This is a genomic window from Paraburkholderia gardini, assembly GCF_907164575.1.
In the GTDB taxonomy this organism is placed as follows: domain Bacteria; phylum Pseudomonadota; class Gammaproteobacteria; order Burkholderiales; family Burkholderiaceae; genus Paraburkholderia; species Paraburkholderia gardini.
The window spans coordinates 145,155-172,086 of sequence record NZ_CAJQYY010000007.1 but is presented as its reverse complement, the minus strand read 5'-3'; the positions used below and the strand labels follow the sequence as shown (position 1 = coordinate 172,086).

Here is a 26,932-nt window from a genome sequence, read left to right as displayed (position 1 = left end):
TGAGTGCTGCCGCGATGTCTGCTCCGCTGGATTGAACCGTCTAGGTTGACTTCACGATAGTAGTTGTTACTCCACCGGCAACGGCAAATCAGAGCGTGTCAGGAACGTTGCATAACAGGTCCAGCATGAACGGGCATGGCGAAGACGACGAAATGCCCGCCAGGGTTTCGGGCAGGCACTCGTCCCCCGAAGGGGACTTCCTTCGGGGCCCAGTCGCGTGCCTGCTGCCTGAAGTGGTTGGGCCAGCCGAAACCGCCCTCGACCACCCAACGGGGGCAGCAGCATGAAGCCCTTGTTCACCTCGGGCAACTTGATGACCTGCAGCCTCCATCCAGGATAAGCACACCTGGCCGGAAGCATTGCCACGATGCACCGGCTCGCGCCATCCAGCGCAGCGCGTTGAACATTTCGGGTCGTATCGTTGTGTTTAGTATAGGTCGCGGGAATCCATTTGCAATGGAGTTGCAGTAATTCATTCCACTCGATTCTGTGAAGGTGCGCCGGATTTTCCGGGAGACGTGTAAACGACGAAGGTGCTGAGCCGTCATTTTTTATCCAGTTAGTTATTTTTAATGCAAGCGCGAACGCCGTTGGACTTGCAGATTTCATGCGTTGACGTTGCTTGCGCAACGGCCTTTTCCACTGCGGTCAAGCGAACCGCCCCGGGGAATCGCGGAGGCGGGCTGGCTTAAGTTAAGGCGAGTTCAGCGGCTGGTGTTTCAGGTTGCCGGTAGCAGTTTGCCTCAGCTTCAGTGGGCGGGATATAGCTGGGCGGTTCCATCAGCCGATGGTGATCGAATCAGGCCAGTTCCGGCTGGTCGTTCGCCGAACCTTTTCAGCCGTCACTCAAGACTTCAATACTTCCGTCACGGATCGCGCCGACGAATGTGCGGTAATCATGCTGGTTCTGCGAGCTGTACTCGGTCGCGAACTCGCTGATTGCATCGTCCATCGTTCTTCCCGAACCCATGTATCCCGCAATCATTGCAGCGTCGCCGGAGCGGGCGTGCGCCCGGGCAAGTGCATGCGCGCACATCCTCGCGTACTGACGCAACATGGCTGTGTCCCAATCCTCGATCACGGCAGTCATTTTCATATCGCGAAGCTGACGGACATAGAAATCGCGCCCGTTCTTTCCGCGTGTCCATCCGAGGAACACGTCGCTTGCGGCCTGCATGATACGTTGCCCCGCTATCACCCGCTGACCATGATTCGCGTGCAAGCTTTTGCCGGCATAAGGTTCGAGTACCGAAGCGCGCGCTTCCTTCACCTGCAGGAAGAGCGGGTCGTGATCCGCCGCCATGAAGAGCCCCAGGCCGCACATCGTCCCGACGCTGCCCACACCGACGACCTTGATCGCCATATCGAGAAAGTGAAAGCGGTCGAAAAGGATGCGGGTGTGTTCCGGTAACGTCTCGCGGTAGGACGCAATCGCGTCGACATACCCGGATTCGAGTCCAGGAGCCACACTCGCGTCGGGATGGTAGATCAGCGGCGGCTCGTCCTTGATTCTGGGTCTCGCGCCTTCCAGAGAAACCAGCTTCGGATAGAAATGGTCAGGAACCGTCCGCCGCCGCTCGGCTTCGATCCGCTCGGCGAGGCGCTTACGTGCTGCTTCCACTATCTGCGGATTGCCGCAGCGATCGCTATATTTCTGCAAGTCGATCCGGTCGTACCAGACATCGAGCGCGCGCATCGACGCATAGTCCATCATCCGTTCACGGTATTCACGTACGAGGTCTCTGGAAACACGTGCTTCGTCGCTGCGCGGGAGCTGGAGATACTGTGCGGCGATCACGACGCTCGCGGCCAGCCGCTTGAGGTCCCACTCGAAAGGCGCCGGCAGGGTCTCGTCGAGATCGTTGATGTCGAAGATGATATTGCGCTCAGGGGTCGCGAATCCGCCAAAGTTCATCAGATGCGCGTCTCCGCACGCCTGCACACGGATGCCGCTGGTCGGCGTCCTGGCCAGATCCGCCGCCATCAGTATTGCAGAACCGCGAAAGAAAGCGAATGGAGAAGCTGACATGCGCTCGAAGCGGATCGGTATCAGCGTCGGAATGCGGCCTTCATTGGACCTGACGAGCAGGTCTATCGGATTTTCGCGATCCGCGGAGGCTTTCCACCCGGCCTGCGACGCTCTCGGTACCGCATCGCGCAACAGCCGTCCGTTGTGTGCACGCTCATCGGCAGTCAGGTACGTTCCCGCGCTTTGTGACGCTGCGATCATACGGGGATCGCTGAGGGCCTTGCGCATGTTAATTCTCCGCTCTTCGGCTCACACCGTTCGATTGGCGCCAGACAGCGCGATTCACCCGGACGAGAGCAACGCTTCCTTACCACCCGCCTTACGGGTGACGTTAATGCAACCGTCGCAGCCGGTTGATGCATGCGCACACCGGCGATTTGAAGCAAGCCTAATGCGTGAGTCGGAACGGCAATATAGGACTTTGGTCCATCACGGACGACGGCCACGCCCATCCACTTTTTGAGCGACACCCGGCGTAGCGTCAGGAAGGCGTGATTGTCGCCTGTTGTGAAGCCTCCTGGACAGCGCGAACGGACGCGGCGATGACAATGCCCGTTATGAGTAGCCCCACCAGTCCGAGCAGGATAGAGTCGATTCGGCCCACGGCAGTCGTGGGGACCACGTCGCCATACCCGATGGTGAGCGCTGTAATCGAGCAGAAGTACAGCGTTTGTCCAGGCGACGCTGGCGCTCGGGTCGCCGCCTCCACCGGACCACCGGCATAGTGCATGATAATCGCAAGCACGATGAAAATTGCCAGCAGACTGGCGAGAAACACACGCAGATACCAGAGCGTCCTGGCAAACTCCACAAACACCTGGCGGGCCCTTAGCGGGGCGTCCGCAGCTTTTCCGGCATTGTCCATGGCGGCATCCTCTCGCGATCAGAAAGCGGCCAGCAACGAGGCTTGTCCTGGACGGATACGGACAGAGCGCTGGCCCGGCATCACCGTGAAACCATCTACTGCGTTACTTTGGCATTCAGACAGCGAATCTCGCACGCCTCGTGCAGAGCTACCGCACACGGCGGGGTCGGTCGAGAAGCTGGAGCATCAGGCAGGCGTAGAGGGAGACGGCAATAAAAAGCCCCATACGCACCGCAAATGCACGATAGACATCCTTTCCCGTCACGCTGTCCTGCACCGACTGGCCGAGCAGGATAATCAGGGTAACGAAGCTATTTAGCCAGAAGCCGGGATGGTATCGCTGCGGCCTGCGCGCATAGAGCCTGCGCGCCAGTACCAGGCCAAACAGCAACATCCACAGGAAGAGCATCCATAGATCCACGAAGAGCCTGAGTGCAAACCAGAACACGACTGCGAGCAGGCCGCCGAACAGCGTAGAGCCGAGGAGTTCGCGTGCCGCGCCGCGAGCCGTTGTCGTACAGCTTTGTCTGCCAAGACTGACGGACTTCATGATGATCGGCATGTAGCTGGCGGGATCGATCAGCGCCAGCAGGAAGGCCGGCATTACCACCAGTGCGGCGCGTAGCGCGATCCGGCCGGCCTCGGCATCCGACAGGGCCTGGGCAGCGGGCGGCGCGCGGTCGCTGGCGGGTTCGGGAAACAGCCAGTGGCTGACAGCCAGTACCAGCAAGGCAAGCAGAAGTCCCTTGACGAGAGCACCCACGACCGTGGCGGCTAGTTGATAGTCTGCGGTGCCGGCGGCGGAGATCATGGTCAGCCCGGCCACCAGAAAAGTCGCGACCAGATTGTTGCCGCCGCGCAGACCGTAGCGAAAGGCAAGGAAAAGACCCAGGCCGATTAGCAGCACACCCGGGACAGGGTAGTAGCGCAGCAACGGGATGAGGAGCAGGCCGCAGCCGGTGGTCAACATCACCACCAGCGCGAGACCCAGCGCGGCCTTGAGCGACAGCGGCTGGTTGAGCGTGGCGAGCAGAAAGACGGCGAATACCGGCGCGACCACGGGAATCGGCAGGTCGAGTGCGAAACTGGCCGCAAGACACAGCGCAGTGCCGCTCGCGAGGCGCAGCGGACGCTGGCTGAGCGGTTCACGTTCTTTGAACACGGTCGCCATCAGTAGATGTAGGAAAGCCAGCTCATCAGACGCAGGAACACCCGGCCCGGCAGGTTGAGCAGGTTGCCCGGCCTGGGAAATGCCATGACTTCCGCCTGCCCGCCAATACGGATACCGCGAAGCGCAGGTGCCACGCCCGGGGCAAACTCGACAGTCACCGGGAAGCGCTGCGCCGGCCGTAGCCAGTCGCGACTGTTCTGGATGGTCGGCAGGCCGCCGGGCGGCGTGCTTTGGCCGACGCTGACGCCATAGCCGATGCTGCGAACGTGTCCTTCAAATATCTCACCCGGCAGCGCGTCCAGCACGATGGCGACCGGCGTGCCCGGCTTGACATGGCCCAGGTTGTTTTCGGTCATATCCGCGCTCACCCATACATCGCGTATGGAAATCAGCGTCATCACGGGGCCGCCGGCGGCGACGAACTGGCCGACGTCAGTGCGCAGATCGGTGATCAGGCCACCTGAGCGTGCGCGTATCCGGGTATTGGCCAGATCCAGTTCGGCTTTTTTCACTGTGGCGGCAGCGCTGCGTAACTGCGCGTTGTCCGCGTCGTCGCCGCCTTGCTGCTCGCGCGCGCGCTCCACGTCGGCACGGGCCGCGGTGACCTGACTGATGGCCTGTTCGTGGGTCGCTCGCGCCACTTCGAGGCGGCGCAGCGAAACGGTTCCCTCGTCTTCGCGGTACAGCCTTTCGAGACGTTCGCTATCCTGGCGTGCCTTGACTTCGTTCGCGATGGCGGCGCGCAACGATGCCTGCGCGGAATCGATGCCTGCGGTGCTCGCCCCTATCTGACGCCGTGTCGATTCGAGGTCGGCACGCGCGCGGTCAAGAGCGATCTGGTACTGCAGCGGATCCACTTCGAACAGGATGGCGCCAGGCTTCACTTCCTGATTGTCATGCACGAGTACCCGGATCACCCGCCCCGATACTTCCGGGGCCACCGCGACAACGAAGGCCTGCACCCGCGCCTGTTGGGTGTATGGCGTGAACCGGTCGGCCAGCAGGTACCAGACAAGGCTCACGCCGATCACCGCGGCGACCCACTTGACACCCTTGCCGGCCGGATCGGCGGTGGGCGCTGGCGGCTCCGGCGGCATGGCAGGAGGTTTCGGGGTTTCACTCATCGGGACTGCCCTCGGGCAACGCGTGGGGCGTCGTCACGGACGGCGGCTTCGACTCTTTCAGCAGATCGCCCCAGTTGGTGCGTTGCTCCATCTGCTGGCGCGTGGCCGCGTCGACGAGCGGCGCTTCGCTCTGCCAGCCGCCGCCGACGGCCGCGTAAAGGCTAATCAGACTGGACACGGCATTGCCCCGGTTCACCACATAGGCATCCTGCTGCGCGGAGAGCGCACGCTGGGCATCCAGTACCCGTTGGAAGTCCGAGTAGCCTTCGCGATAGATGGTGTTGGCGAGCGTCAGCGAACGCCGCGCGGCGAGTTCTGCGTCGTGCAGGATACTGTCGCGCTCGAGTGCTGTGACGAGACCCGTCGCGGCATCGTCGGCCTCGCGCGCAGCCTCGCGTACGGTGTTCTGATACGCAACGATCAGTTGTTGCAGACGGGCGTCCTGTACGCGCACGTTGTTCCTGATCTTGCCATAGTCGAACACGTTCCAGCTCACGCTGGGACCGCCGACGAGCGCCAGGGTGGCTGGCGCGCCCGCCACCGAAGTGGCGGTCCAGGCGAGGCTCCCCAGAAGCGTCACCGAAGGATAGAGATCGGCCTCGGCCACGCCGATCAGCGCCGACTGGGCCGCAACCTGAAGTTCGGCGGCGCGAACGTCGGGACGGCGCAGCAGCAGGTCGGCGGGTACGTCCTGCAGCACCGCACGGTCGACGAGCGGGATCATGCCTTCCTTGCCCGGCTGTTCGTCCAGTTCGGGCAGCGGCCCGGGCGGGCGGCCGATCAGGAGGGACAGCGCATGGCGGGCAACCATGATCTGATTCTCGAAATCGGGGACGGTGGCTAGCGTACCCAGGTACTGCGTCTTCGCCTGTTGCAGATCCAGCTCATCGGTTTCGCCGCTCTTGAACAGACGCTCGGTGATCTCATAGCTGCGCTTTTGCAGTCTGGCGTTGTCGCGCGCGATGCGCAGGCGCGCTTCGGCCGTGCGCAGGGCGTAGTAAGTGTTGGCCACCTGGGCGTGCAGCAGCACCAGCACATCGTCATGGTTCGCTTTGGCGGCAAAAAACGCGGCATCGGACGACTCGATCGCGCGGCTAAAACGCCCCCAGAAATCGAGTTCCCAGCCTGCGCTGAAGCCCGCGCTGTATTGCAGGAAGCCGCCGTAGTGGGGATGGCTTCCGCCGGAGTGCCTTTCATCGCCGTACAGAACGTCGCCGTTGATCTGCTGTACTTGCGGATAGCGCCCGCTCAAGGCAATCCCCAGTTGGGCTCGGGCCTCCATCACGCGCAGGCCAGCGATCTTCAGGTCACCATTGTGGGCGTCTGCCTCAGCAATCAGACGCTCGAGATTCTGATCCGCGAATACCTGCCACCATTGCCGGGCGTCGGGTTGCGCCCCCTGGACGGTGGCCTGTTCGATCGCCGGGCTGCTCCAGTGTTCGGTCCAGGCCTCGCGCTGCGGATGAAAGTCGGGCCCCAGCTGGATACAGCCACCCAGGCACACTGCGCCGATCAGCACAAGGCGTTCGGGACGGACCAGGCGCGGCACGGGGCGACCCTCGCGGCATCAAAGCTGCTGCTGGTCTTGTGACAGCTCGGCTTTCGACCGGTCCTCCACCCACCGCCAGAACAGTTGATAGCCCACCGCAAGCACGACCGGACCAATAAACAGGCCGATCACGCCACCGGAGACCATGCCGCCCAGCGCGCCGATCAGCACCACCGGCATCGGCACGTCAACGCCGCGACCCAGCAGCAAGGGCTTGAGCACGTTATCGGCCAGTCCCGCCACGAACACGTAAATCGAGAAGATGATCGTCGCCGCCCCTACCCCTTTGGTGGCAATCACGAAAGCGATCACCGGGATGGTGATCAGCGTGGCCGGCAGTTGCATGATCCCGAGCAACAGCACCCCGAGCGCCAGCAGGCCAGCAGCTGGAACACCCATCACGACAAAACCGACCCCTACCAGGAGCATCTGGATGAACGCGATGCCGACCACGCCTTGCGCGACCGCGCGGATGGTGGCGGTGCACAGTTCGGTGATCTTCGGGCCGTGTTCCGGGCCCGAGATGCGTGAAGCGATCTGCACTGCGCTGCGGCTGCCCTCCTCCCCAAAAGCCATGAAGATGCCAGCGACGATCAAGGCAAGGAAGAAGATCACCAGCCCCGAGCCGAGGCTCGCGACCGTTCCCAGCAGTACGACGCCGACATCCTTCAACTGGGGAGTGAACTTCAGCACGAGACCGGTCAGATCGGTGGCGGCCTGCAACCAGAAATCGTACAGCCGCTTGCCCACCAGCGGCCAGGCCGCCACCGACTCTGCCGGCGCGGGAATCTGGAAGCTGCCGCTCTTCGCGATGGTCACCGCACTATCCAGCGAGTCGGCCATCGCGCTGCCCAACATCCAGGTCGGTACAAGAATGATGATGAAGGCAGCGAGAACGATCACCGTCGCAGCATAACCGTCTTTCCTGAGTAGCCCTTCGCGGAGTTTCACCTGCAGGGGATAGAGGGTGATCGCGAGGATCAGGGACCAGACCATCAGGTTGAGAAACGGGAAGAAGATCTCGAAGCAGGAAATCGCGAGAACCGCTATCAACCCCGCGCGGATCAGTACATCGAGCAGCCCGCGCGACAGCGCCCTTCCGGAAGTGTGCATCGGCAGCATCAGTTGTCTCCTTGCCGGTTGACGCCAGCGGAGCTGCATACCAGACTGACCCGCGCCGGATTATCGCTGTGCGTTTAGTCTTGGTTCAGGTCGCTGTCCTTGTAGTACTTCGTCCCTTTAGCGGTAAGTTCGAGCGCGAGGCCTGTATCGGTAATCTGGTAGAGCCAGACGCCAGGCCCCACGGCTACCGCTCCCTGATATGCGCCGCCGGCGTCACCGGTTTTCGCCGCGGCAGTCGCCTGCCCACCGAACGTCCACCCGGACGTGATGAAGTCGTTCAGCGCGCTCTCGTTCTCAAACACCCAGACCAGTTGGAACTTCTTGATGCCCATGCCCAGGCCAGCCTGAATCTCGGCCATTTTCATGTAGGTCACGGCGCTGGTCTTTTTGTTAACCGCGATGCCCTCGCCCGACCCTCCGCCAGCAAGGAGGATCTTCATGCCGAAGTTGCTGAACGCCGCATAGCCTGCCGCTGACTCCACGGCCTTGCGCGCCGATGGCTGCGCCCGATAGAGTGCGGCTAGCGCGCCTTGTGCCGATTTGCGGACTTTCGCCTGCTTTTCTTCCTTGCTTGCGCCGAACGCGATGGCAGGCAGGGACAGCGAACAGACCAACCCCAGCATCAACATGCGACGATTCATGAGAGCCCCTTGATGAGCCTGGAATGCTGCCTCGGCATTGGATTCACTGTGGCCCAGACTTACAGGCACTGATTGATGACGCTGGTTGCAATGCTGTCTGCTCCGCGGAATCCCACTGAAGAGCCAGAACCTCCCGAGTCCTGTCTTTGGTAGTGCAGACTGTTCCCGATGTGCCGAATGGGCCGTGGTCCGCCTGCGACAGCACAAAATAGTTCAAGCGCCTGACGCGTAAATCCGATCTGTTGCATAACCCGCGGCCATTCAGTCCGAGGGCCCTCGATATCCGCGGCATGCCGGTTGCACCTCTTGTTCCGCATGGCAGTTGCTCCGGCACGAACGTAGCGCAATCGCATCACAGGCTTGCAAGTACATCGTACTACGCGGGCACTTTGACTCAATTGGACTTTGGTCCTACACGGCGGCGTGGTAACCGCGACAGTTCTGGTCACTCCGACGCTCTCGGGGGACATTGACAACGGTCCTGCTGCCCAGGCTGTATACGGATTCGAACGCTACGCCTCAACCCTGGTTGCTGACACATGTTTGTCATGATAGGTTGCTGCAATCCCCGCTGCTGTATCTGGCATCCATTTTTCCGCGACTCCGCGCGTGATGAAGAAAGACGGGATGAGTAGCTCTGGACTCATCGTACGAATACGCCTGTCCCCAAGAGGAATTCGAGAGCCATGGCTTTAATGATCCAGTGGGCGGCGCTGTTCATCCGCCTCCGCGCGGCTTCTGTCGCTGCTTTCCTGTCCATCGCCGCATTCGGAGCCCATGCCGCGGATCTCGTGATCGCAGGCCGGGACGACATCTACGGCCGCGGGCTCGCGCAGGCGGTGGACGGCTACAGGAAACAGCACCCGGGCATCGATATCGAGCTGCTGAAGCTGCCGAACAACGACCTCTATCAGAAGCTGAAGCTCTCGTTGCGGGAAAACACGCGCGCCTATGACCTGGTGATGATGGACGACACCTGGTCCCCCGAATTCATCGCCAACGGATGGCTTCAGCCGCTGCCCGCCACGCTCGCGGATGCCGACATGGTGTCCTCCACGGTCTCCCTGGGACGCGCGTCGACGGGCGCCTTGTATGCGATGCCGATCGTCGGCAACGTCGAGATGTTCGCTTACCGCAAGGATCTGCTGGCGAGTCGCGGCCTGCAGCCGCCGCGCAAATGGGACGACGTGCTGAAGATCGCACAGACCATCGGCACAGCCGACAAGAACGTTTCGGGTGTCGTGTTTCGCGGCACGAAGGGCAACCCTGTCGTCACCGGTTTTCTGCCGATCCTTTGGGCGTATGGCGGAGAAGTCTTCGACGCGAACGGCAAGGTCGCGATCGATTCGCCCCAGGCGCTGGCCGCGCTGAAGATGCTCCTCGCTCTCAAGAAGTGGGCACCGAAGGACGTCGACGTATATGGCGCCGGCGAAGTGCGCGACGCGTTGCAGGGCGGCACGGCCGCGCAGGCCATCGAAGTGTGGCCCGCCTGGCTGCCCGCGCTCGACGACCCCGCGATGTCGCGCGTCGTCGGCCAGGTCGAACTGCAACCTCCGCCCGGAGAGGTCAAGGGACCGGCGCCGATGCTCGGCATCTGGCAAATGGGCATTGCGAAAGATGCAGCGCATGCGAAAGTGGCAGCGGATTTCCTTGCCTATCTGACTTCGTCAGCGACGCAAACGCAACTTGCCGTGCTCGGCATTCCGCCGACGCGCAAGAGCGTCTTCGCCAATCCGGCGCTCGTCAAGCAATATCGCTGGTATCCGGACCAGCTCAAGGCGCTCGAAGCGGGCCGTGCGCGGCCTCGCGTGAAGGACTGGCAGCAGATCGAGGCGATTCTCGGCGACGCGTTGCAACTCGCGCTGACGGGGCAGGCCGCGCCCGACGCAGCCCTGCATCAGGCCGCGCAGAAGATCGCCCAGGCCAACGCCGTATCGCAGTGATAGCGCAGACTGCCGTGGGGACGGGTCGATGAGCCGGTCGCGGCGTTACCTGCCGCTGCTCGTCCTGATGAGCCCAGCCGCGCTCGTGCTCGTCGTGCTGGCGCTCTATCCGGTGGCACGCGTGCTGATCGATTCGTTTTTCTCGGTGGATTACGCGTCGGGGCATCGCGCGTTCATCGGGCTCGCCAACTATCGGTCGGTCATTACGGATGACGAGTTCGGCACCAGTTTCGTCAATACGATCCAGTTCATGATCGTAGCTTCGATCCTTGAAGTCCTGTTCGGACTCGCGCTCGCGCTACTGTTCGTGCGCCCGTTTCCGGGCCGGCGCATCGCGTTGCCGCTCGCCGTGCTGCCGATGATGCTCTCCACGCTCGTCTGCTCCGCCATCTGGCGCAACTGGCTCAATTACAGCGGCTTCCTGAATGCGCTGCTCACGGCGGCAGGTCTGCCGCGAGTGCTCTGGCTATCCGATCCGCACCTCGCGTTGTGGTCGTTGATGCTGGTCGATATCTGGCAATGGACGCCAATGGCGTTCCTCATCATTCTCGCGGGCCTGCAGTCGATTCCGCCTGAAATCACGGAGGCGGCGCGCAGCGACGGCGCAAACGAATGGCAGTGCCTGCGCTACATCACGCTGCCGCTCGTTGCACCGCACGTCGTCCTGGCCCTGCTGCTTCGATCGATCGACACGTTCAAGCTGTTCGACAAGGTGTACGCGCTGACGGGCGGCGGTCCAGGCAATGCCACGCAGACGTTGTCGACGTATATCTACGACACGGGCTTCCGGTTCTTCAACGTTGGGCCTGCCAGCGCGGCTTCGGTACTGATGCTCGTCACATGCGCGGTGCTGGTCTCGGGGTACATATGGAAATCAGCCGTCAGGCGCGACAGGTGACGCCGGTCGCGCGCCTGCGGGGTTTCGCGCGGCGCTCATCCGGTGGCGCGATGCGTGGGCTGCTGCGGCTCGGCGCGCTGGCGGTGCTGCTGCTGCCGTGCGTATGGATGGCCGGCGCAGCCTTCACGCCAACGCTGGAGCGCCTCGCCCATCCGCTTGCGTTGTGGCCTTCCGCGCCCACGCTCGAGCATCTCGCGGCGGTGTGGGAAAGCGGCATGGCCCAGTCGGTGGTGAACTCGGTGTGGGTCGCGCTGGGCGCCACGCTGCTCGCGCTCGCGCTGGCGTTTCCGGCCGCCTATGCCCTCGCGCGGCTCGCGTTTCCGGCGCGGCTCGACCTGGTGTTCCTGATGCTCGTGCTGGCACTGAAGCTGATGCCGCCGATCACGGTGGCCGTACCGCTCTTTTCGCTCGCAAAGTGGTTCCATCTGCTCGATTCGCTGTTCGGGCTGATACTCGTGTATCAGTTGTACACGCTGCCAATGGCGATCTGGATGTTGCTGCCGTTCGTGCGCGACGTGCCCATCGACTTCGAGGAGGCCGCGGCGCTCGACGGCGCGAACCTCGCACAGCGCATCGTCTTCATCGTCCTCCCGCTTTGCGCGCCGGGGCTCGTCGCCACCGCCATCTTCGTGTTCATCACGGCATGGAACGAGTTTTTGCTGGCGTTGTTGTTCGTCTCGTCGCCAGGTCATTTCACGCTGCCGCTCGCCATGGCGGGCTATGTGACCGAGAACGGCATCGACTGGGGAGAACTGATGAGCGCGGGGCTGATTTCGTCGGTGCCGACGCTTCTGCTCGCGGGCTATGTGCAGCGCTACCTGGTGCAGGGATTTTCGGGTGGGTTGAAGTAGCGTGCTCCAGCCCCATGTCGCTGCTGCAGCAGACGCTTTGCTTATTCAGAGGTTTTCTTGCGCCCTGCCCTGACCGATCCCGGCGTTTCGCCGGCTGACTGGATGTCGGCAATCGATGGCTACCGGCTGCTTTCCGCACTGACCTTGCCGGGCAGCCACGACACCTGCGCCTGGACAGTCGATGACCGGCTCGTGCGCACGCAACATGCGACGCTCGACGACCAGTTGCACCATGGCGTGCGGGTCCTCGACATCCGTTGCCGCCATGAGCGCGATCGCTCCATCCAGGACGAGTTTCGCGTGCCGGTGCCGACATCGATTGCGTTCAAATGGCGCGCCATCGATTCGTTGCTGAACCTCACTCCAGGTCTGTGCGGCGAACGTTGGGTTATCAACTTTTGCAGCGGCACGGGGATGGCGGCACCGCCGGTCGTCGTGGCGTCTGGCGATACACAGCATCGCGGTATTCACGAGCAGCTTGCCGGGCGGCTCGCGGCTCGTTCGGGAGCGCGCCAACCTTGTTTGAGCGGCTCACGCGGCATACCTGTTCTTCTCCTCCGTGCGTCGCGGGGGCGTGGTGCGGATTTCTCTCGAACACCGCTACTTGAATAACGCGGATCCCCGACGCGTATTGCGTCCGAATCTGAACATCGCGCGGCAACGGTGATGAGGCATTTTCCTTGCTTGAGTTCATCTGCTAGCGAGCAAGCGATGTGCCTTATATCTCAACGCGATATAAATCCGCGCGCGGCAGGTTGGCGGAATCGCGTGATGCCGGCCCCGGGAGAAACGACGTAATCCGGACCACGGCCGGGGCCTTGGGAAACCACGGTCGACGGGAACGAACGATGCTAGTGAGAGTGAACCACTGACCAGACGAACGAAAAAACGCCATGACGATCGGCTGCCCCGAATGCGGCGCGCTCGAGGACATCCCGCCGCTTGCCGCGCGTGCCCTCGCACGTTGCCGTGTCTGCCACTATCCGCTGGAGCGTCGCAGCGGCCGTAGCCTGAATGCGGCATTGGCCTGCGCGTCGAGCACATTCGTGCTTCTCTTTCCAGCCAACGTGGCGCCCCTGATGACGGTCGGAATGCTGGGCGCGGAGCGCTCGTCAGTACTTTCGTCAGGCATCGTGGCAATGTGGAATGGGGGTTGGGTGATCCTCGCACTGCTGCTGGGAATGTTCGGCATTGTTCTGCCGTTCGTGCGTTTTGGCGGTCTCGCACTCGTGCTGGGCGCAGTCCGGTTCGGATGGCGTTTCAAGGGCATCGGCGCCCTCTTTCGCTGGACACTCTGGCTCGACATCTGGGCCATGCCCGACGTGTATCTGGTTGGCTGCTTCGTCGGATATGCGCGCGTGACGCAGAACCTGACCGGCACGATCGGCGCAGGCGGCTATTGCTTCATCGTCGCGGCGCTGATGTCGATGCTCACGCGCGCATCGCTCGACCGGCGGACCGTCTGGCGTGCAATCACCGCTGAACAGCGGCTGACAAAAGACGAACCGGTGCTCTCCTGCCCGGTGTGCGACCTTGTCGAGCCGGCCTCGCGTGAGGGCGAGCCGTGCGCGCGCTGCGGACTGAAACTGCGTGTACGCAAACCGGACGCGGTCGTGCGGGCAGGCGCCCTTTCGCTCGCGGCGCTCGTGCTGACGCTGCCCGCGAACCTCTATCCGATGACCTTCTCGACACAGCTCGGCAAGGATGTGCCTCACCGGATTGTCGATGGCGTGTACCAGCTGTTTCATGCAGGCCTGTGGCCATTCGGCATTCTCATCTTCTGCACGAGCATTGTCATACCGGTGGCAAAAATCTTCGGCATGGCGTGGTTCATCATCTCCGTCAAGCAGCGATCGCGCCGGCATTTACGTTTGAAAGCGCATCTGTACCGATGGATCGACGAACTCGGACGATGGTCGAACGTCGACGTCTTTACGATCGCAGCCTTTGTCCCGTTGATCCACTTCGATGGTCTCGCCTCGTCACGGCCCGCGATGGGCGCGACGGCGTTCGCGCTCGTCGTGTTCCTGACGATGGCGGCTTCGCGGGCGTTCGACCCGCGGATGATGTGGGACGTCCGTATCAGGAGACGGTCGTGAGTAGCACACGCCCGCGGCGCACGCAGGCCGAGGTGCGGCGCAGCGCGTGGCCGGGCTGGATCTGGTCGGTGCCGATCGCCGCATTAGGCGTGGCGGGATGGCTCGGCCTTCGTGCGCTGGTTCATGGCGGCGAGACGGTCACCGTGACGTTCGCGAATGCCTACGGCATGAAGCCCGACGATACCAGCGTCATGCTGCGCGGCGTGAAGGTGGGCAGCGTCTCGGACGTCGCGCTCGAGCCCGATGGGCAGCACGTTGACGCAAAGCTCAGGATAGACAGCGCCGAAAAAAAATATCTGCGCAGCGGGACGAAGTTTTTCCTGCGCGGTGCACAGCCCGATTTTAGCGACCTGTCGTCGCTCAAGGCGCTGGTTGCCGGGCCTGAAATCGTCATGGAGCCGGGACCCGGCCAGCCCGCCAACCACTTCGACGGCGCCGATCGTCGACCTGCGCTGCCTGCGCGGCACGGCCCGATCGTCACGTACGTCGTGCGGTTCGACGGCGCCGTCGGAGCGCTCGACGAGGGCGCCGCCGTGGAACTGCGCGGTTTTCATGTGGGTACCGTCACCCGCGTGCACCTCAACTACAACGCGGACACGGGCACGCTGAGCACGCCGGTGGAAATCGCGCTCGACCCGCTCGCGCTCGGCATCAGCGGCGCGCCGCCGGCCAGCGGCGACTGGCGGCCGCTCGTCGATGGCATGCTCAAGCGACTCATCGCGCAAGGATTGCGTGCGCGTCTCGCGCAGAACCCGCCTCTCGTTGGTCCGCGCAAGGTCACCCTCGACTTCGTGACCGATGCGCCGGGCGCGACGCTCACCGCTGAAAACGGCATGCCGGTAATTCCCAGCGTCGCGTCTTCGGACCTCGACGCCATCGCGTCCGGAGCAGATCAGGTTATCAGGAAGATCAACGGTCTTCCGATCAAGGAAACCGGCGAACAGGTGCGCAGCATCGCGGCGCGGGTCAACGCGCTGAGTTCGTCGCCGCAGATCAAGGACAGTCTCACGCACATCGACCGCGCCGTGACGCAGATCGACCGCACGTTACAGCAGGTGTCGCCGCAAATCGGCCCGCTCGTCGCGCAATTGCGCGAGACGGCGAACGCGGCCGATCAGGCCGTCACCGCGGCAAATCACACACTGGGGGGTGACGCGACAAGCCAGAACGATCTGCCTGCGGCCTTGCGTGAACTCACCGATACCGCACGCTCGATCCGGGCGCTCGCCGACTATCTCGATCGCCATCCGGAAGCGCTCATTCGGGGCAGACAGGAGGAGAAACCATGACGCGCAGACCCTCGAACCCGATCCGCCGCGCGCGCGCCGCACTTGAGACAGCGACCGTCCCGCTGACAGCGACGGTCGTCGCCCTGATCGGGACAATCATGAGCGGGTGCGGGCAGGGTCCGCCCATGCGCTATGTCACGCTGAACGCGGCGCCGCTGGCCGCGCCGCTCGCAACCGCTCCAGTACAGCCGGTTCAGTTGACCGCCGTGCACATTCCCGCCGAGCTCGATCGGCTCGAGGTCGTCACGCAGGTTTCGCCGAACCGTCTGGCGGTTAACGAAACCGAGCGGTGGGGCGCCCCACTCGCGCAGATGATGCGTCGCACGCTTGCACAGGACCTGGCGACGCGTTTGCCCGCGGGTTCCTTCGTCCTGCCGGATGCGCCGGCACCGCCTGGGACGCGCACACTGGTGGTCACAGTGCTGACCTGCGAGGCCGATGCAAGCGGGACATTGACGTTGCAGGCGGCCTGGACATTGTTGTCGGGGCACCCTGCCCGCGTGAACCTGACGCAACAGGCGACACTCAGGTCCACGATGGCGGGGCGCGACGCGGCGGCGCAAGCGGCTGCACTGAGTCAGATACTCGGACAGCTGGCCGACCGGATCGCCACATCCATCGTCGCGCGCTAACCGGACAATCTCCAGACTTTTCGACCGGATGCGAGCGGCGGGTGTTATTCGTCTCCGCGCGCCATGGGTTCACGTGCGAGCGACGCCAGCCCCGCGCACATGTCACGCACTCCGACGATGGCTCGCCAGTTGAGCGATCAGCTTCTTGTTGAAAGCGGGAAGATCGTCCGGCTTGCGGCTTGTGATGAAGTTGCCGTCCTCGACGACCTGCTTGTCGATCCATGTGCCGCCGGCGTTGCGGATGTCGTCCTGCAAGCTGGGCCAGCTCGTCATCGTGTGCCCCTTGACGATGCCAGCCGAAACCGGCAGCCAGCCGCCATGACAAATCACCGCCACAGGTTTCTTCGCGCCATCGACAGCTCGCACGAACGCCTGCGCTTCGGGAATCAACCGGATCGCATCGCCGTTGATCACGCCGCCGGGCAACACGACAGCGTCGTAGTCGTCGGGACGAACCTTGTCGAAGGTTGCGTCCACGTCGACCGTCTCGCCTTTGTCGACGTGCCTGAAGCCCTGAATCTTGCCTGGTTTCGCCGAGACCACGTGCACTTCCGCCCCAGCTTCCGTTAGCGCGCGTTTCGGTTCGAGCAGCTCAGCCTGCTCGAAACCGTCAACCGCGAGCACCGCTACCTTGCAGCCTGCAAGTTCATTGGCCATCTTGTCCTCCATGGGAAGTTCTCCATCCGTTCGAATACGCCGAAGGCGACCCGGTTGACTGGCTATTGAGCATCCCTCGTGCCCGTATGCCACCGGTTTGCTACAACCCTTGCAAAGCGGAACACGCATCGGGCATCGGTCTTGCTCATAGCCCTGCGACTGGCGCAACCCGCACCCTGTCCGCTGAAATTTTTATCGATAACAATGGCAGCCCCAACTCATCCCGTTCACCCAACCCGGCACCGCATAGACGACGCCTCCCGGCCATTCAATTCCGGCACGATTGCGCCGGGTCTGCGGTACACGGACGACACGCATCCCGGCTACTCCCGCAAACGGGAAAAGGACAGTTTCGCGTACTTCGACGCGGCAGGCAGACGCATCGACGACGCCGATGAAATCGCCCGCATCGACGCGCTGGCGATTCCGCCCGCTTACGAAGACGTATGGATCTGCGCGGACGCCCGAGGTCATCTGCAGGCGACCGGCCGTGACGCGCGTGGTCGCAAGCAGTACCGCTATCACCCGCGCTGGCGCGAGATACGCGACGCCGACAAATACGAGCGCATGGCCGCGTTTGGCCGCGCGTTGCCGAAGATCCGCGCGCGCGTCGCGCGCGATCTGAAGTTGCCAGGCATGCCTTGCGACAAGGTCATCGCCGCGATCGTGCAGTTGCTCGACACGACGCTCATTCGCGTCGGCAGCGTCGAATACGCGCGCGATAACCAGTCGTACGGTCTGACGACACTGCGCAAGAAGCATGTGAAGATCGAAGCGGGCCAGTTGCGCCTGAAGTTTCGCGGCAAGAGCGGCATCGAGCACGATGTCGCGGTGGATCATCCCCGCGTCAGAGGCATCGTGCGGCGCTGCGCCGATTTGCCGGGCCACGATCTGTTCCAGTATCTCGACGAGGACGGCACGCGCCGCACGATCGGCTCGGGCGACATCAACGACTACCTGCGCCGCGCGAGCGATGCGGACCTCACCGCGAAGGACTACCGGACATGGGCGGGCAGCGTCTATGCACTGGCGGTGCTGCGGCGCCTGATGTGCAGTAGCGCGGCGGAAGCACACCGGCATGTCGTCGCGACAATCAGGGAGGTGGCGACGTTGCTACGCAATACACCAGCGGTGTGCCGGCGCTGCTACATACACCCGGCCGTGATCAGCGCGTTCGAAGCGGATGAATTGCAGGACTTGCCGTCCAGGCAGGCACGCCGCGGCCTGAAAGTGGATGAAGCGGCGTTTGCCGCGCTGCTGGCACGGACGGCCCGGCGTGCCGCGAAGCTCGCGCGTCGTGCGGCAGCCAGTGGCTGCAAGACGGGCGACTCCGCGATGCACGGCGGGATCGAAGGCTCGCTGACAACATTACTCAAGAAGTCCCGTTCGGCGCGCAAGGCGAGCGTTGCGAAATCCGCGACCGGGTCCGGTGCGCAAACGCCGCGCCGCGCATCCAGCGCGGGCCGCGTGGCGTGCTCGCATGCGGTGAGGCAGGCTCGTTAAGCCGTGGATCATTCCGATCACGACATCGTCGACCCCCGCATCCGTTTGACTAGCAGGATCGCGCCGGCCGGCAGATGAACCAGTCCGAAACCTGCCGCGAATGCGAGCCATGACGGCAGGGGTCTGGCCGGCAACCATGCGCAGGTGGCCCCAAACGCGAGGCCGACCGTGAGCAGAACGCCATGCGCTGTTGCGCGCCTGGCAAACCCGAGCGTGAAGCGCGGGATTTCGTAGTGCACATAGCAAACGACTGCCGCAAGCAGCATTGCCGCAACCTCGACTTGCCACACAGCTGGTTCTCCTGTCACATCGCGCGGCCTGCCTGCGCGCAGGCGCGACAGGCACCGCTGCATACGCGGCAATGGTCGGCATCCTCTGGATGCCGGGGCCCTACTCCTCGCGGGGGGCGCATACGCGGGGACGTGGCGTCCCTCGCCTACGGGTTCGCCGGCTCGAAATGCGTTCTTTTGCTTGCTGAAGTGGGAGCAAGCCGTGTTCCGGTGCGCGAGAATGCGCACGCACGAAAAGCGCTGCGATGCATGGCACCAGGACGAACCATCGCCATCACAGGTTGCATTTCTTACGCGTCGTGGTTGAAAGAAGATTCGCGCTTTGGGCGCGCGGTGATCTTGTCTGTGCAGCGGCCGCGATATCCCTTTGCGTGAGCTAAAAAATCAACAACCGCTTTTCGCGTACACACGGGTTCTGTTGCGGGCACGGCCAATGCTTGCTTTCGTACCGCTCGCCCGCCGCGTATTCGACGTCGGCGGTGAATGCGTTGGGGACTGTGTAGCACGGCAAGCCCCGGCGAACCGGAATACTTCAAAGGAGAAGGACATGCCGCTCAGTAAAGGAAAATCGCGCGAAGCGGTCTCGAAGAACATCAAAACCGGGATCAAACAGGGAAAATCGCAGAAGCAGGCTGTAGCGATCGCGCTCAACGAGGCGCGCAAGTCGGGCGCGAAGATTCCGAAGAAGAGCCGGAAGTAGCGCACGAATGGCGGCCCCCGGAAAGGGCGAGTCGGCCAACGCCGCTGGAGGAATCGCCACGCTGCTTCGCCGGAGCTGTCGGCGCCTGCAACTACGGCGCGTCGGCATCGACGTCGTCGATCCTGTCAGGCAGGACGTCTTCGTCCGGGCGCAACGTTTCGTCGCCGTCCGCCGCAGCGCGCTCGCCCGTGCCGGCGCGATCGGTGTCGCTCCGCGCCTCCTCGGCGCCGGTTTCGAGCGCATGATTGTCCAACTCCGTGTCGCGGTCGAAATCGTGGCGTTTCGCACCCGCGACATCGCTTCCGCTATCGGACGAATCGCCAGGGCCGAGGGCGCCGGTATCCCGTCCCGGCACGTCCGGTTCGGGCAAATCGTTATCGGAATCTAGCGTGCTGCTCATGAAATCCTCCTTCGTCGAAAGCACTGCCACGAACGCGGAAACGCAAGCGGATGGCGGTCACGTGGGCACTCATGACGCAGCAGGTGATGTGCCTGGCAAACTGGCCAGCGCGGTTTTCCGGTCGAACCGGCGCGGTTGCGCATCGGGTTGGCTTCGGATGCCGCCGGAGAAAAGCAGCAGGTCAGTCGACCAAACCTTTCTTTTTCCTTTCTGTTGAGATTTAATATGGGCGGTCCTTCACCTCAACGGAGCAGCGTATGTCACCTTTCATGCAAGGCGCGGTCACCCTCGGTGGCTGTATCAGCGTGTTCGCATTCATCGTCAGCGTGATCGAGATGCTGGCCAACTGAGACCGCGGCGGCACCGTACGCATTCGAAACGCAGCGCGTGGGACCCTGCGTGCGGCCGTGGACTATCAATGGATCAGCGGTTTGGTCCAGATCACACGATCGATCGGGAACAGAACCAGAACGCAAAACGCCCGCTGCGTGATGCAATCTCACACAGCGGGCGTGTCTTTAGTCACTCTTTGGCCACGTGCGGAAGCTTCTATTTACGTCACACGTGAACGTCGCGCTCGTTCAGCGGTTGTGCGGTCGCATCCTCGATCTCCTCGCGCGATGCGTCGCGCGGTTGAAACCTGCGCACCCATAGCGCCGTGAGAATCGGCACGAGAATAGCGGTCACGAGGCAGGCCGTCGCCACCATCGCCGTTGCGGCCGGCACCAGCGGCTTGAAGCGCGGAATCATCTCGCCGATGATCGCCGGATTCGCCACCGCCGCTCCCGCCGTCGACGACGCCGCGAGTCCCGCCGCTCCGTTGCCGCCCGCGATCCAGCGGTCAGCCAGGATAAGCGGAATGCCCGTCACGACGATTACGCCGAAGCCGATCAGGACGCCCGGCAGTCCGCTCGTGGCGATCACGTGCAGGTCGATGCCGTTGCCAAGCGCAAAGCCGAAGAACGGAATCAGCGGATGCACGCAGCGGCCAAACAGGTCGCGCAGATCGCGGTCGAGATTGCCGAGCACGAAGCCCACGACAAACGGCAGCACCGCGCCGGCAAAAAGCCGCGGCTCGAAGAACGCGACGCCGGTCGCGCCGAGAATCAGCATGCTGATGAGCGGCCCCGATTCGACCGACATCAGCACGAACGCACCCGCCTCTTCCCGCGTGCCGTATTGCTGCATCACGGCGGCGTAAAGACCGCCGTTGGTCATGTCCATCGAGGTCGTGATCGCGAGTATCGAGAGGCCTGCGAAAAGCCCCGCCTTCACGCCGTCTACCGGAATGAAGTGCGAAGCGACAATCGTCGCTATCCATGCAACGATCATTTTCGTCACGAGCAGTGTGCCCGACTTGCGCAGGACCACACCGGTCGCCCGCAGATTGATGGTCGCGCCCATGCAGAAGAACCACACCGCCAGAATCGGCACGGTGCCGGCAATCAGTCCATTCGTGAAGGACCCGAAGTACTTCCCGGCGCCCGGCGCGAAGGTGTGAACACAGGCGCCCAGCAGCAGCGGCACCAGCATCAGGCCGCCAGGTACGCGGTCGATGGCCTTCTTGATATTCATGCCTCCTCCATGGACTTTGCGTCCTGTTGTCGGGTCGGTGACCCGGGGTGATGTCCCGTTCACGTGACGGGCTGCTCCCTTTCGGCGCAATATAGCATCACAAAAGGAACGATGTTCCGATATTGATCGAGTTTAAGGTAATCGTTTACCCCCATGCTGGACGGAGGTATTGTCACGCCTGGCGTGACGGTGCAATATTTTTGGACCGATGTTCCGGAAACGATATTTTGCGCTACAGTCGTGACCATTCCGACGCAGCAGGAGACAGACAATGGAAGTGAGACAGAGCATCAACAGCGAGTACGCGAAGACACTCGATACAGCCGGCCTGCGCAGGGAGTTTCTCGTCGACCAGGTGTTCGAGCCCGACGCACTGAAACTCACTTACAGCCATATCGACCGCATCATCGTGGGCGGCGTGCTGCCCGCCACGCGCGCGGTCGAAGTCCCCAGTTCGCTCGGCAAGGCGATCGGCGTCGGTTATCTGCTTGAGCGCCGCGAACTCGGTGCGATCAACATCGGCGGCGACGGCTGGGTCGATGTGGACGGCACGCGCTATCCCGTTCGCAACGAAGAGGCGATCTACATCGGCAAGGGTGCGCAGTCGGTCGCGTTCGGCAGCGAAGACACCGCGCGCCCGGCGAAGTTCTACCTGAACTGCGCACCGGCGCATGTGTCGTATCCGACCCGCACGATTTCACTCGCACAGGCATCGCCGCAGACGCTCGGCGATCCGGCCACGAGCAATCGCCGCACGATCTACAAGTTCATCGTTCCCGAGGTACTGCCGACCTGCCAGCTCTCGATGGGCATGACGAAACTCGAACCCGGCAACCTCTGGAACACGATGCCGTGCCACACGCATGAGCGCCGCATGGAGGTGTATTTCTATTTCAACATCGCCGACGATGCGGCCGTCTTTCACATGATGGGCGCGCCGGATGAAACGCGGCACATTGTCGTGCACAACGAGCAGGCCGTGATTTCGCCCAGCTGGTCGATTCACTCGGGCGTCGGCACGCGGGCCTACACGTTCATCTGGGGCATGGTCGGCGAAAACCAGGTGTTCGGCGATATGGATCACGTCGCCGTGAGATATCTGCGCTGATCGCCGACGCGCTTCGCGGGCAATACGAAACAGACACTACACCGGCACAACAGGGGCTTACGCAGTGAAAACCTTCGATCTGGGCGGCAAGGTCGCTATCGTTACCGGCAGCAACACGGGACTCGGCGCGGGCATGGCCGTCGCGCTTGCCGCAGCCGGCTGCGACATCGTCGGCGTGAGCCGCGCGGGCGCGAGCGACACGCCCGCGCGTGTCGAGGCGACCGGACGGCGCTTCGCGGACGTGCGCGCCGACCTCGCGTCAACCGCACCAGTCGACGACATCGTGCGCGCCGCGATCGAAGCGTTCGGCCGAGTCGATGTGCTCGTGAACAATGCGGGTATCATCCGCCGCGAAGACGCGCTCGCCTTCACCGAAGACGACTGGGACGCGGTGATGGACGTGAATCTGAGGAGCGTATTCTTTCTGTCGCAGGCCGTCGCCCGGCAGTTCGTGAAGCAGCAGCGCGGGGGCAAGATCATCAACGTTGCGTCGATGCTGTCGTTTCAGGGCGGCATTCGCGTTGCGTCCTACACGGCGTCGAAAAGCGGCGTGCTCGGTCTCACGCGGCTTCTCGCGAACGAATGGGCCATCCACGGCATCAACGTGAACGCGATCGCGCCCGGCTACATGGCAACGGCGAACACGGCGGCGCTGCGTGGCGATGTCCAGCGTAACGACGAAATTCTTGCGCGGATTCCAGCGGGCCGCTGGGGCGCGCCGGACGATCTCGCGGGACCTGTCGTGTTCCTGGCCTCGCCGGCGTCGGACTACGTGCACGGTCATACGCTCGCAGTGGACGGAGGGTGGCTCGCGCGCTAGGCTCGCGCGCCGCACGGTTACGCAGCGGCGGCACGTATCGCGGCGCACGGTGTACCCCGCACGCCTGGTATCGACAGGACATGATGGATATGACGGATATGACGGATATGACAGCTATGGCCAAACAGCGCAGGGAACCCGCCGTCGCGCACAGACAGGAAACGGACATCGCCGGTTGCAGTGGCGGTGCGGGTCACGACCGGGGTGAATCGGCCTCGTCCATCGGCAGGGTATTCGCGATTCTGTCCGCTGTTGGCGACAGCGGACAGACCGGCATCAGCGAACTGTCGCAGCGGCTCGGCATGTCGAAGACGACGGTACATCGCGTCATGCAGACGCTGAAGGCGCTTGGCTACGTAACGCAGGAAGTCGAGACCGAGCGTTACCGGCTGACGATCCGTCTCTTCGAACTCGGCGCGAAAGCGCTGGAGAGCGTCGATCTCGTGCGCGAGGCCGACGTCGAGATGCGCCGCATCGCGCAGGCCACGCGCGAAGCGGTCCACCTTGGCGCGTTCGACGAAGACAGCATCATCTACATTCACAAGATCGACGCCGACTACGGGCTGCGGATGCAGTCGCGCATCGGTCGGCGCAATCCGCTGCACAGCACGGCGATCGGCAAGGTCCTGCTTGCATGGATGGACCCGGCCGACGCGCGCGAAGTGCTCTCGCACGCGGAATTCCGCAAGTCGACGCCCAAGACGCTCTCCTCCGCCGAAGCCGTTCTGGGTATCCTGCCGCATGTACGCGAGCAAGGCTATGGCGAGGACAACGAGGAGCAGGAGGAAGGGCTTCGATGTCTCGCGGTGCCGGTGTTCGACCGCTTCGGCCGCGTGATCGCCGGCCTGTCGATTTCATTTCCGACCATGCGTTGCGGCGCCGACACGAAGTCGCACTACGTCGCCCTGCTCCAGCGCTCGGGACTCGCGATCTCGACACGGCTCGGCTATCGCGATGCAACCGCACCGGAACATGCGGCCGTCGAACAGGGGTGAAACCGCGCTGAAACGCCGCGAATCCGGTACACGCTACCGCGAAGGCGCGGGCACCAGTCCATACTTCGCCATGACTTCGACGAGCTTCTGGCGATCGGGCGGGCCGCCGGCGGTGAAGACCGACCTGACATCGCGAAAATACTGGGCACCGACGTCAGGCGTAAGGACGATCAATGCGCATGCTGTGACATCGTGCGGGTTGCTGAAGTGATGCACCGAGCCGCGTGGCGTGAACATCCACTCGCCTGGCGTCAGGTCGCGAACCACGCCATCGACCGAGTAGCGCAACGTGCCCTCCAGGATATAGACGCATTCGTCGTTACGCGTATGACTGTGCGGCGGCGGAACCGGCGAGCCGGACGGCACCGTCAACTCGAACATGCCCATTCCGCCCGTCGCGGTTCCATCGATCAGGTATCGAATGCCCAGTTGACCGATGTTGATCGGTTCGCCTGCCGCCGTGCCGCCGGAAGTCATCGTCAAACTCCTTCTGGTTGAAGAATTTCGTCAGTTCACCGAGGTTAACCGGGGGCGCCCGATCAGCAGGGATTATGCGCCAGGCCCCCGCGCGACGTCACGCAAGCGGACCCTCGGGGTCCTTTCTGCGCACCGCGACCGCGATCGCACTGCCGACGATCAGCGCGATTCCCACGAGAGACAATGGCGGCATCGTCTCATTCCATATGACGTAACCGAACACGGCTGCCCACACGATGCTCGTGTAGTTGTAGGGCGCGAGTTTGCCTGCATCCGCCTGGCGGAACGCAACGGTCATCAGCAATTGTCCGGCGGTCGCGAAGACGCCGAGAATCGCCATGGTCAGCAGCGCCGCCAACGATACGTTTCGCCAGCTGAAGAAGAGCGTGCATCCGGTCACGAGCGTCCCCACCAGCGTGAAAAAGAGCACCATGGTTTCGGGATCGTCGGTGGAACGGATGCGCTTGATCTGCACGATCGACAGCGCGCCGAAGAACGCGCTCATCAGAAGCAGCGTCGGGCCGAGCCAGCTCGACTGGCCGCCGGACGGACGCGCCACCAGCAGCACACCGCAGAAGCCGGCAATCGCGGCCGCGACGCCCGGGCGCGTCAGGCGTTCGTGCAGGATCAGCGGCGCGAGCAGGATCACGATCAGCGTCTCCGAATACGCAAGCGCGACGGCCTCGCCGAGCGGAACGTAGGGCAGTCCGGCAAAGAAGAGGCCTGACGCGCCGAGGAGCGTCAGCGCCCGCACCGTCTGGCCCTTGACGTCGAGATTCGCGAGTCGTTCAGACCACAAAAGACGTCCGGTGCAGCACATCGCCACGGCGGGAACCAGCCCGAACAGCATCCGGAAAAACGTCACTTCGTTGGCCGGATATGGCAATGCGACCGTCTTCGCCAGCGCGTCCACCACGGCAAAGCAGAACATCGAGGCAAGTATGCCGCCGATGGCGCTCAGCGGAAGAGAACGGGCGGAAGCGGTCGTGGAAGATGACATGTCGTGACGCGCGGTGATCGGCAGAGAATATTACAATAAGCTTCCCCGAACACTGAGACTGCCGTTGCGGCCGGCGACCCGACGTCCCGTCACCTGACAGACCGGAAGGGGTCCTGCCCCGTCAAATCCGCGAATCCGGGCGCAAACCGGCACGCGCGCCATGACCCTCACGTGTAGTCACGTGTCACAACACAGCGGTATCAAACGTCTGGGGTAACCATGATCGAAGCAACCGACATCTTCAACCGCCTCCGCCGCCGTCTTCAGGGCATTGCTTATCGTATGCTGGGCTCTTCGGCTGAAGCCGAGGAAGTTGTTCAGGACGCGTGGATCCGGTGGCATGAAACCCAGCAGGATCGCGTGGAAAACGCCGAAGCCTGGCTCGTCTCGGTGACGACGCGACTGGCTATCGACCGGCTCCGCGCGGCGAAAGTCCAGCGCGAGCACTACGTCGGCCTGTGGCTGCCCGAGCCGCTTCTCGAGGAATCGTCCAGCTCGCCCGAACAGATACTGGAACATGCCAACGACGTTTCGGTGGCCTTCCTCACGTTGCTGGAACGCCTCGCTCCCGAGGCGCGCGCAGCCTGGCTGCTGCGCGAAGTATTCGATGCTGGATACGACGAGGTCGCCGAAGTGCTCGGCAAATCCGAAGCGGCGTGCCGGCAGATCGTGCATCGCGCGAAAGTGCAGGTGCGCGACGAGCGGCCGCGCCACACGGTTGCGCACGAAACGCAGTTGCGGTTGCTGCGCGGATTTGCCGATGCGGCAGTGCGCGGCGAATTCGCCGCGCTCAAGGCCATGCTCGCCGACGACGCGCAACTGATCGGCGACGGCGGTGGCAAGGTGCCGAGCTTCGGCGTGCCGATGCTCGGCGGCCAGCGTATCGCGCAGCTATTTTTCGCCACGCGCCTTCGCTACCCCAACGCCGTACGATATGAAGTGGTCATGCTCAACGGGCAGTGGGGTTTGCTGCGGTTTATCGATGGCGCCCTGGAGTCGGCCCAGGCGCTCGAAACCGATGGCGAACGGATCGTGCGTTTTCACGTTCAGCGCAATCCCGACAAGCTCGCCCGCATTGCCGCGGCGCGAGGCTGCAATCTCAACGGCACACAAGTCACGAATGATCCCCGTGTCGCCGATGTCACAGGTGCGCCTCCCCAAACGTCATGACCTGTACCGGCACAGGCATGACGA

At 63.2% G+C, this 26,932-nt stretch carries 27 protein-coding genes and 1 pseudogene; 13 read left to right on the top strand and 15 right to left on the bottom strand.

Features of this window, described 5'->3' with window-relative positions:
- Positions 1-98 precede the first annotated feature (98 nt).
- The 8 genes and pseudogenes from LPA34_RS27135 to LPA34_RS07935 form a co-directional block, all read right to left on the bottom strand.
- A pseudogene (locus LPA34_RS27135) lies at positions 99-410 on the bottom strand (hypothetical protein); the annotation flags it as partial.
- A 425-nt stretch (positions 411-835) separates the two neighbouring features.
- Complete coding sequence (locus LPA34_RS07965; RefSeq protein ID WP_228976737.1) at positions 836-2,257, bottom strand: DUF2252 domain-containing protein; 1,422 nt, start codon at positions 2,255-2,257, stop codon at positions 836-838.
- A gap of 253 nt (positions 2,258-2,510) precedes the next feature.
- On the bottom strand, positions 2,511-2,894 hold the full coding sequence (locus LPA34_RS07960) for a potassium channel family protein (RefSeq protein WP_228976734.1): 384 nt from the start codon (positions 2,892-2,894) through the stop codon (positions 2,511-2,513).
- Between the two features lie 148 nt (positions 2,895-3,042).
- Positions 3,043-4,056 carry a DUF2955 domain-containing protein gene (locus LPA34_RS07955; protein ID WP_228976732.1) on the bottom strand — a complete coding sequence of 338 codons (1,014 nt, stop codon included), beginning with the start codon at positions 4,054-4,056 and terminating at the stop codon, positions 3,043-3,045.
- 8 nt (positions 4,057-4,064) lie between these two features.
- Entirely contained in the window at positions 4,065-5,189 is a 1,125-nt protein-coding gene (locus tag LPA34_RS07950) for an HlyD family secretion protein (RefSeq protein WP_228976731.1), read from the bottom strand.
- Complete coding sequence (locus LPA34_RS07945; protein ID WP_228976730.1) at positions 5,182-6,738, bottom strand: TolC family protein; 1,557 nt, start codon at positions 6,736-6,738, stop codon at positions 5,182-5,184. Before LPA34_RS07945 ends, LPA34_RS07950 begins: the two co-directional genes overlap by 8 nt.
- 18 nt (positions 6,739-6,756) lie before the next feature.
- A complete protein-coding gene (locus LPA34_RS07940) occupies positions 6,757-7,860 on the bottom strand; it encodes an AI-2E family transporter (RefSeq protein ID WP_228976729.1) in 1,104 nt (367 codons plus the stop codon).
- Positions 7,861-7,934: 74 nt separating this feature from the next.
- Complete coding sequence (locus LPA34_RS07935) at positions 7,935-8,501, bottom strand: lipid-binding SYLF domain-containing protein (protein WP_228976728.1); 567 nt, start codon at positions 8,499-8,501, stop codon at positions 7,935-7,937.
- Between the two features lie 686 nt (positions 8,502-9,187).
- Here LPA34_RS07935 and LPA34_RS07930 point away from each other — a divergent pair.
- From LPA34_RS07930 to LPA34_RS07900, 7 genes are all read left to right on the top strand, one after another.
- Complete coding sequence (locus LPA34_RS07930) at positions 9,188-10,444, top strand: ABC transporter substrate-binding protein (RefSeq protein ID WP_407672554.1); 1,257 nt, start codon at positions 9,188-9,190, stop codon at positions 10,442-10,444.
- Positions 10,445-10,472: 28 nt separating this feature from the next.
- Positions 10,473-11,342, top strand: coding sequence for a carbohydrate ABC transporter permease (locus tag LPA34_RS07925; protein WP_228976727.1), 870 nt, complete (start codon positions 10,473-10,475; stop codon positions 11,340-11,342).
- Positions 11,312-12,193, top strand: coding sequence for a carbohydrate ABC transporter permease (locus LPA34_RS07920; RefSeq protein ID WP_411178863.1), 882 nt, complete (start codon positions 11,312-11,314; stop codon positions 12,191-12,193). The genes LPA34_RS07925 and LPA34_RS07920 overlap by 31 nt, the downstream gene beginning before the upstream one ends.
- 57 nt (positions 12,194-12,250) lie before the next feature.
- Positions 12,251-12,805 (top strand): PI-PLC domain-containing protein, encoded by a 555-nt coding sequence (locus tag LPA34_RS07915; RefSeq protein WP_228976725.1) that lies wholly within the window; start codon positions 12,251-12,253, stop codon positions 12,803-12,805.
- A gap of 281 nt (positions 12,806-13,086) precedes the next feature.
- Positions 13,087-14,292, top strand: a complete 1,206-nt coding sequence (locus LPA34_RS07910) for a paraquat-inducible protein A (protein ID WP_228976723.1) — start codon at positions 13,087-13,089, stop codon at positions 14,290-14,292.
- Positions 14,289-15,581 (top strand): MlaD family protein, encoded by a 1,293-nt coding sequence (locus LPA34_RS07905; RefSeq protein ID WP_228976721.1) that lies wholly within the window; start codon positions 14,289-14,291, stop codon positions 15,579-15,581. Before LPA34_RS07910 ends, LPA34_RS07905 begins: the two co-directional genes overlap by 4 nt.
- Positions 15,578-16,213 (top strand): PqiC family protein, encoded by a 636-nt coding sequence (locus LPA34_RS07900; RefSeq protein ID WP_228976719.1) that lies wholly within the window; start codon positions 15,578-15,580, stop codon positions 16,211-16,213. The genes LPA34_RS07905 and LPA34_RS07900 overlap by 4 nt, the downstream gene beginning before the upstream one ends.
- Positions 16,214-16,315: 102 nt before the next feature.
- Here the strand turns inward: LPA34_RS07900 and LPA34_RS07895 are convergent, their stop codons facing one another.
- Positions 16,316-16,870 carry a type 1 glutamine amidotransferase domain-containing protein gene (locus tag LPA34_RS07895; protein ID WP_228976808.1) on the bottom strand — a complete coding sequence of 185 codons (555 nt, stop codon included), beginning with the start codon at positions 16,868-16,870 and terminating at the stop codon, positions 16,316-16,318.
- A gap of 204 nt (positions 16,871-17,074) precedes the next feature.
- Here LPA34_RS07895 and LPA34_RS07890 point away from each other — a divergent pair, with 204 nt between their 5' ends.
- Positions 17,075-18,373 (top strand): DNA topoisomerase IB, encoded by a 1,299-nt coding sequence (locus tag LPA34_RS07890; protein WP_228976717.1) that lies wholly within the window; start codon positions 17,075-17,077, stop codon positions 18,371-18,373.
- Positions 18,374-18,390: 17 nt separating this feature from the next.
- Here LPA34_RS07890 and LPA34_RS07885 read toward each other — a convergent pair whose 3' ends face one another.
- Both LPA34_RS07885 and LPA34_RS27065 read right to left on the bottom strand, forming a co-directional pair.
- The gene (locus LPA34_RS07885; RefSeq protein WP_228976715.1) at positions 18,391-18,663 is read right to left on the bottom strand and encodes a hypothetical protein; all 273 of its coding nucleotides are present in this window, start codon (positions 18,661-18,663) and stop codon (positions 18,391-18,393) included.
- 14 nt (positions 18,664-18,677) lie between these two features.
- A complete protein-coding gene (locus LPA34_RS27065; protein WP_411178861.1) occupies positions 18,678-18,785 on the bottom strand; it encodes a four-helix bundle copper-binding protein in 108 nt (35 codons plus the stop codon).
- Between the two features lie 425 nt (positions 18,786-19,210).
- On the opposite strand from LPA34_RS27065, the gene LPA34_RS07880 reads away from it, so the two are divergent.
- Positions 19,211-19,363: a DUF6496 domain-containing protein gene (locus LPA34_RS07880; protein WP_228976714.1), complete on the top strand. Its 153-nt coding sequence runs from the start codon at positions 19,211-19,213 to the stop codon at positions 19,361-19,363.
- Positions 19,364-19,454: 91 nt separating this feature from the next.
- Here the strand turns inward: LPA34_RS07880 and LPA34_RS07875 are convergent, their stop codons facing one another.
- Both LPA34_RS07875 and kdgT read right to left on the bottom strand, forming a co-directional pair.
- Positions 19,455-19,763 carry a chemotaxis protein gene (locus tag LPA34_RS07875; protein WP_228976713.1) on the bottom strand — a complete coding sequence of 103 codons (309 nt, stop codon included), beginning with the start codon at positions 19,761-19,763 and terminating at the stop codon, positions 19,455-19,457.
- A gap of 558 nt (positions 19,764-20,321) precedes the next feature.
- Positions 20,322-21,338, bottom strand: a complete 1,017-nt coding sequence (gene kdgT / locus LPA34_RS07870; RefSeq protein WP_228976710.1) for a 2-keto-3-deoxygluconate transporter — start codon at positions 21,336-21,338, stop codon at positions 20,322-20,324.
- Between the two features lie 271 nt (positions 21,339-21,609).
- On the opposite strand from kdgT, the gene kduI reads away from it, so the two are divergent.
- The 3 genes from kduI to kdgR all read left to right on the top strand — a co-directional run bounded on the left by kduI (position 21,610) and on the right by kdgR (position 24,261).
- Complete coding sequence (gene kduI / locus LPA34_RS07865; RefSeq protein WP_228976707.1) at positions 21,610-22,446, top strand: 5-dehydro-4-deoxy-D-glucuronate isomerase; 837 nt, start codon at positions 21,610-21,612, stop codon at positions 22,444-22,446.
- 64 nt (positions 22,447-22,510) lie between these two features.
- Positions 22,511-23,266, top strand: coding sequence for a 2-dehydro-3-deoxy-D-gluconate 5-dehydrogenase KduD (kduD, locus tag LPA34_RS07860; RefSeq protein WP_228976705.1), 756 nt, complete (start codon positions 22,511-22,513; stop codon positions 23,264-23,266).
- A 107-nt stretch (positions 23,267-23,373) separates the two neighbouring features.
- Positions 23,374-24,261, top strand: a complete 888-nt coding sequence (gene kdgR / locus LPA34_RS07855; RefSeq protein WP_228976702.1) for a DNA-binding transcriptional regulator KdgR — start codon at positions 23,374-23,376, stop codon at positions 24,259-24,261.
- 33 nt (positions 24,262-24,294) lie between these two features.
- Here the strand turns inward: kdgR and LPA34_RS07850 are convergent, their stop codons facing one another.
- Positions 24,295-24,738 (bottom strand): cupin domain-containing protein, encoded by a 444-nt coding sequence (locus LPA34_RS07850; RefSeq protein WP_228976700.1) that lies wholly within the window; start codon positions 24,736-24,738, stop codon positions 24,295-24,297.
- A gap of 97 nt (positions 24,739-24,835) precedes the next feature.
- The gene (locus LPA34_RS07845; protein WP_228976699.1) at positions 24,836-25,738 is read right to left on the bottom strand and encodes a DMT family transporter; all 903 of its coding nucleotides are present in this window, start codon (positions 25,736-25,738) and stop codon (positions 24,836-24,838) included.
- A gap of 219 nt (positions 25,739-25,957) precedes the next feature.
- Here LPA34_RS07845 and LPA34_RS07840 point away from each other — a divergent pair, with 219 nt between their 5' ends.
- The gene (locus tag LPA34_RS07840; RefSeq protein WP_228976696.1) at positions 25,958-26,908 is read left to right on the top strand and encodes an RNA polymerase sigma-70 factor; all 951 of its coding nucleotides are present in this window, start codon (positions 25,958-25,960) and stop codon (positions 26,906-26,908) included.
- Positions 26,909-26,932: the final 24 nt, after the last annotated feature.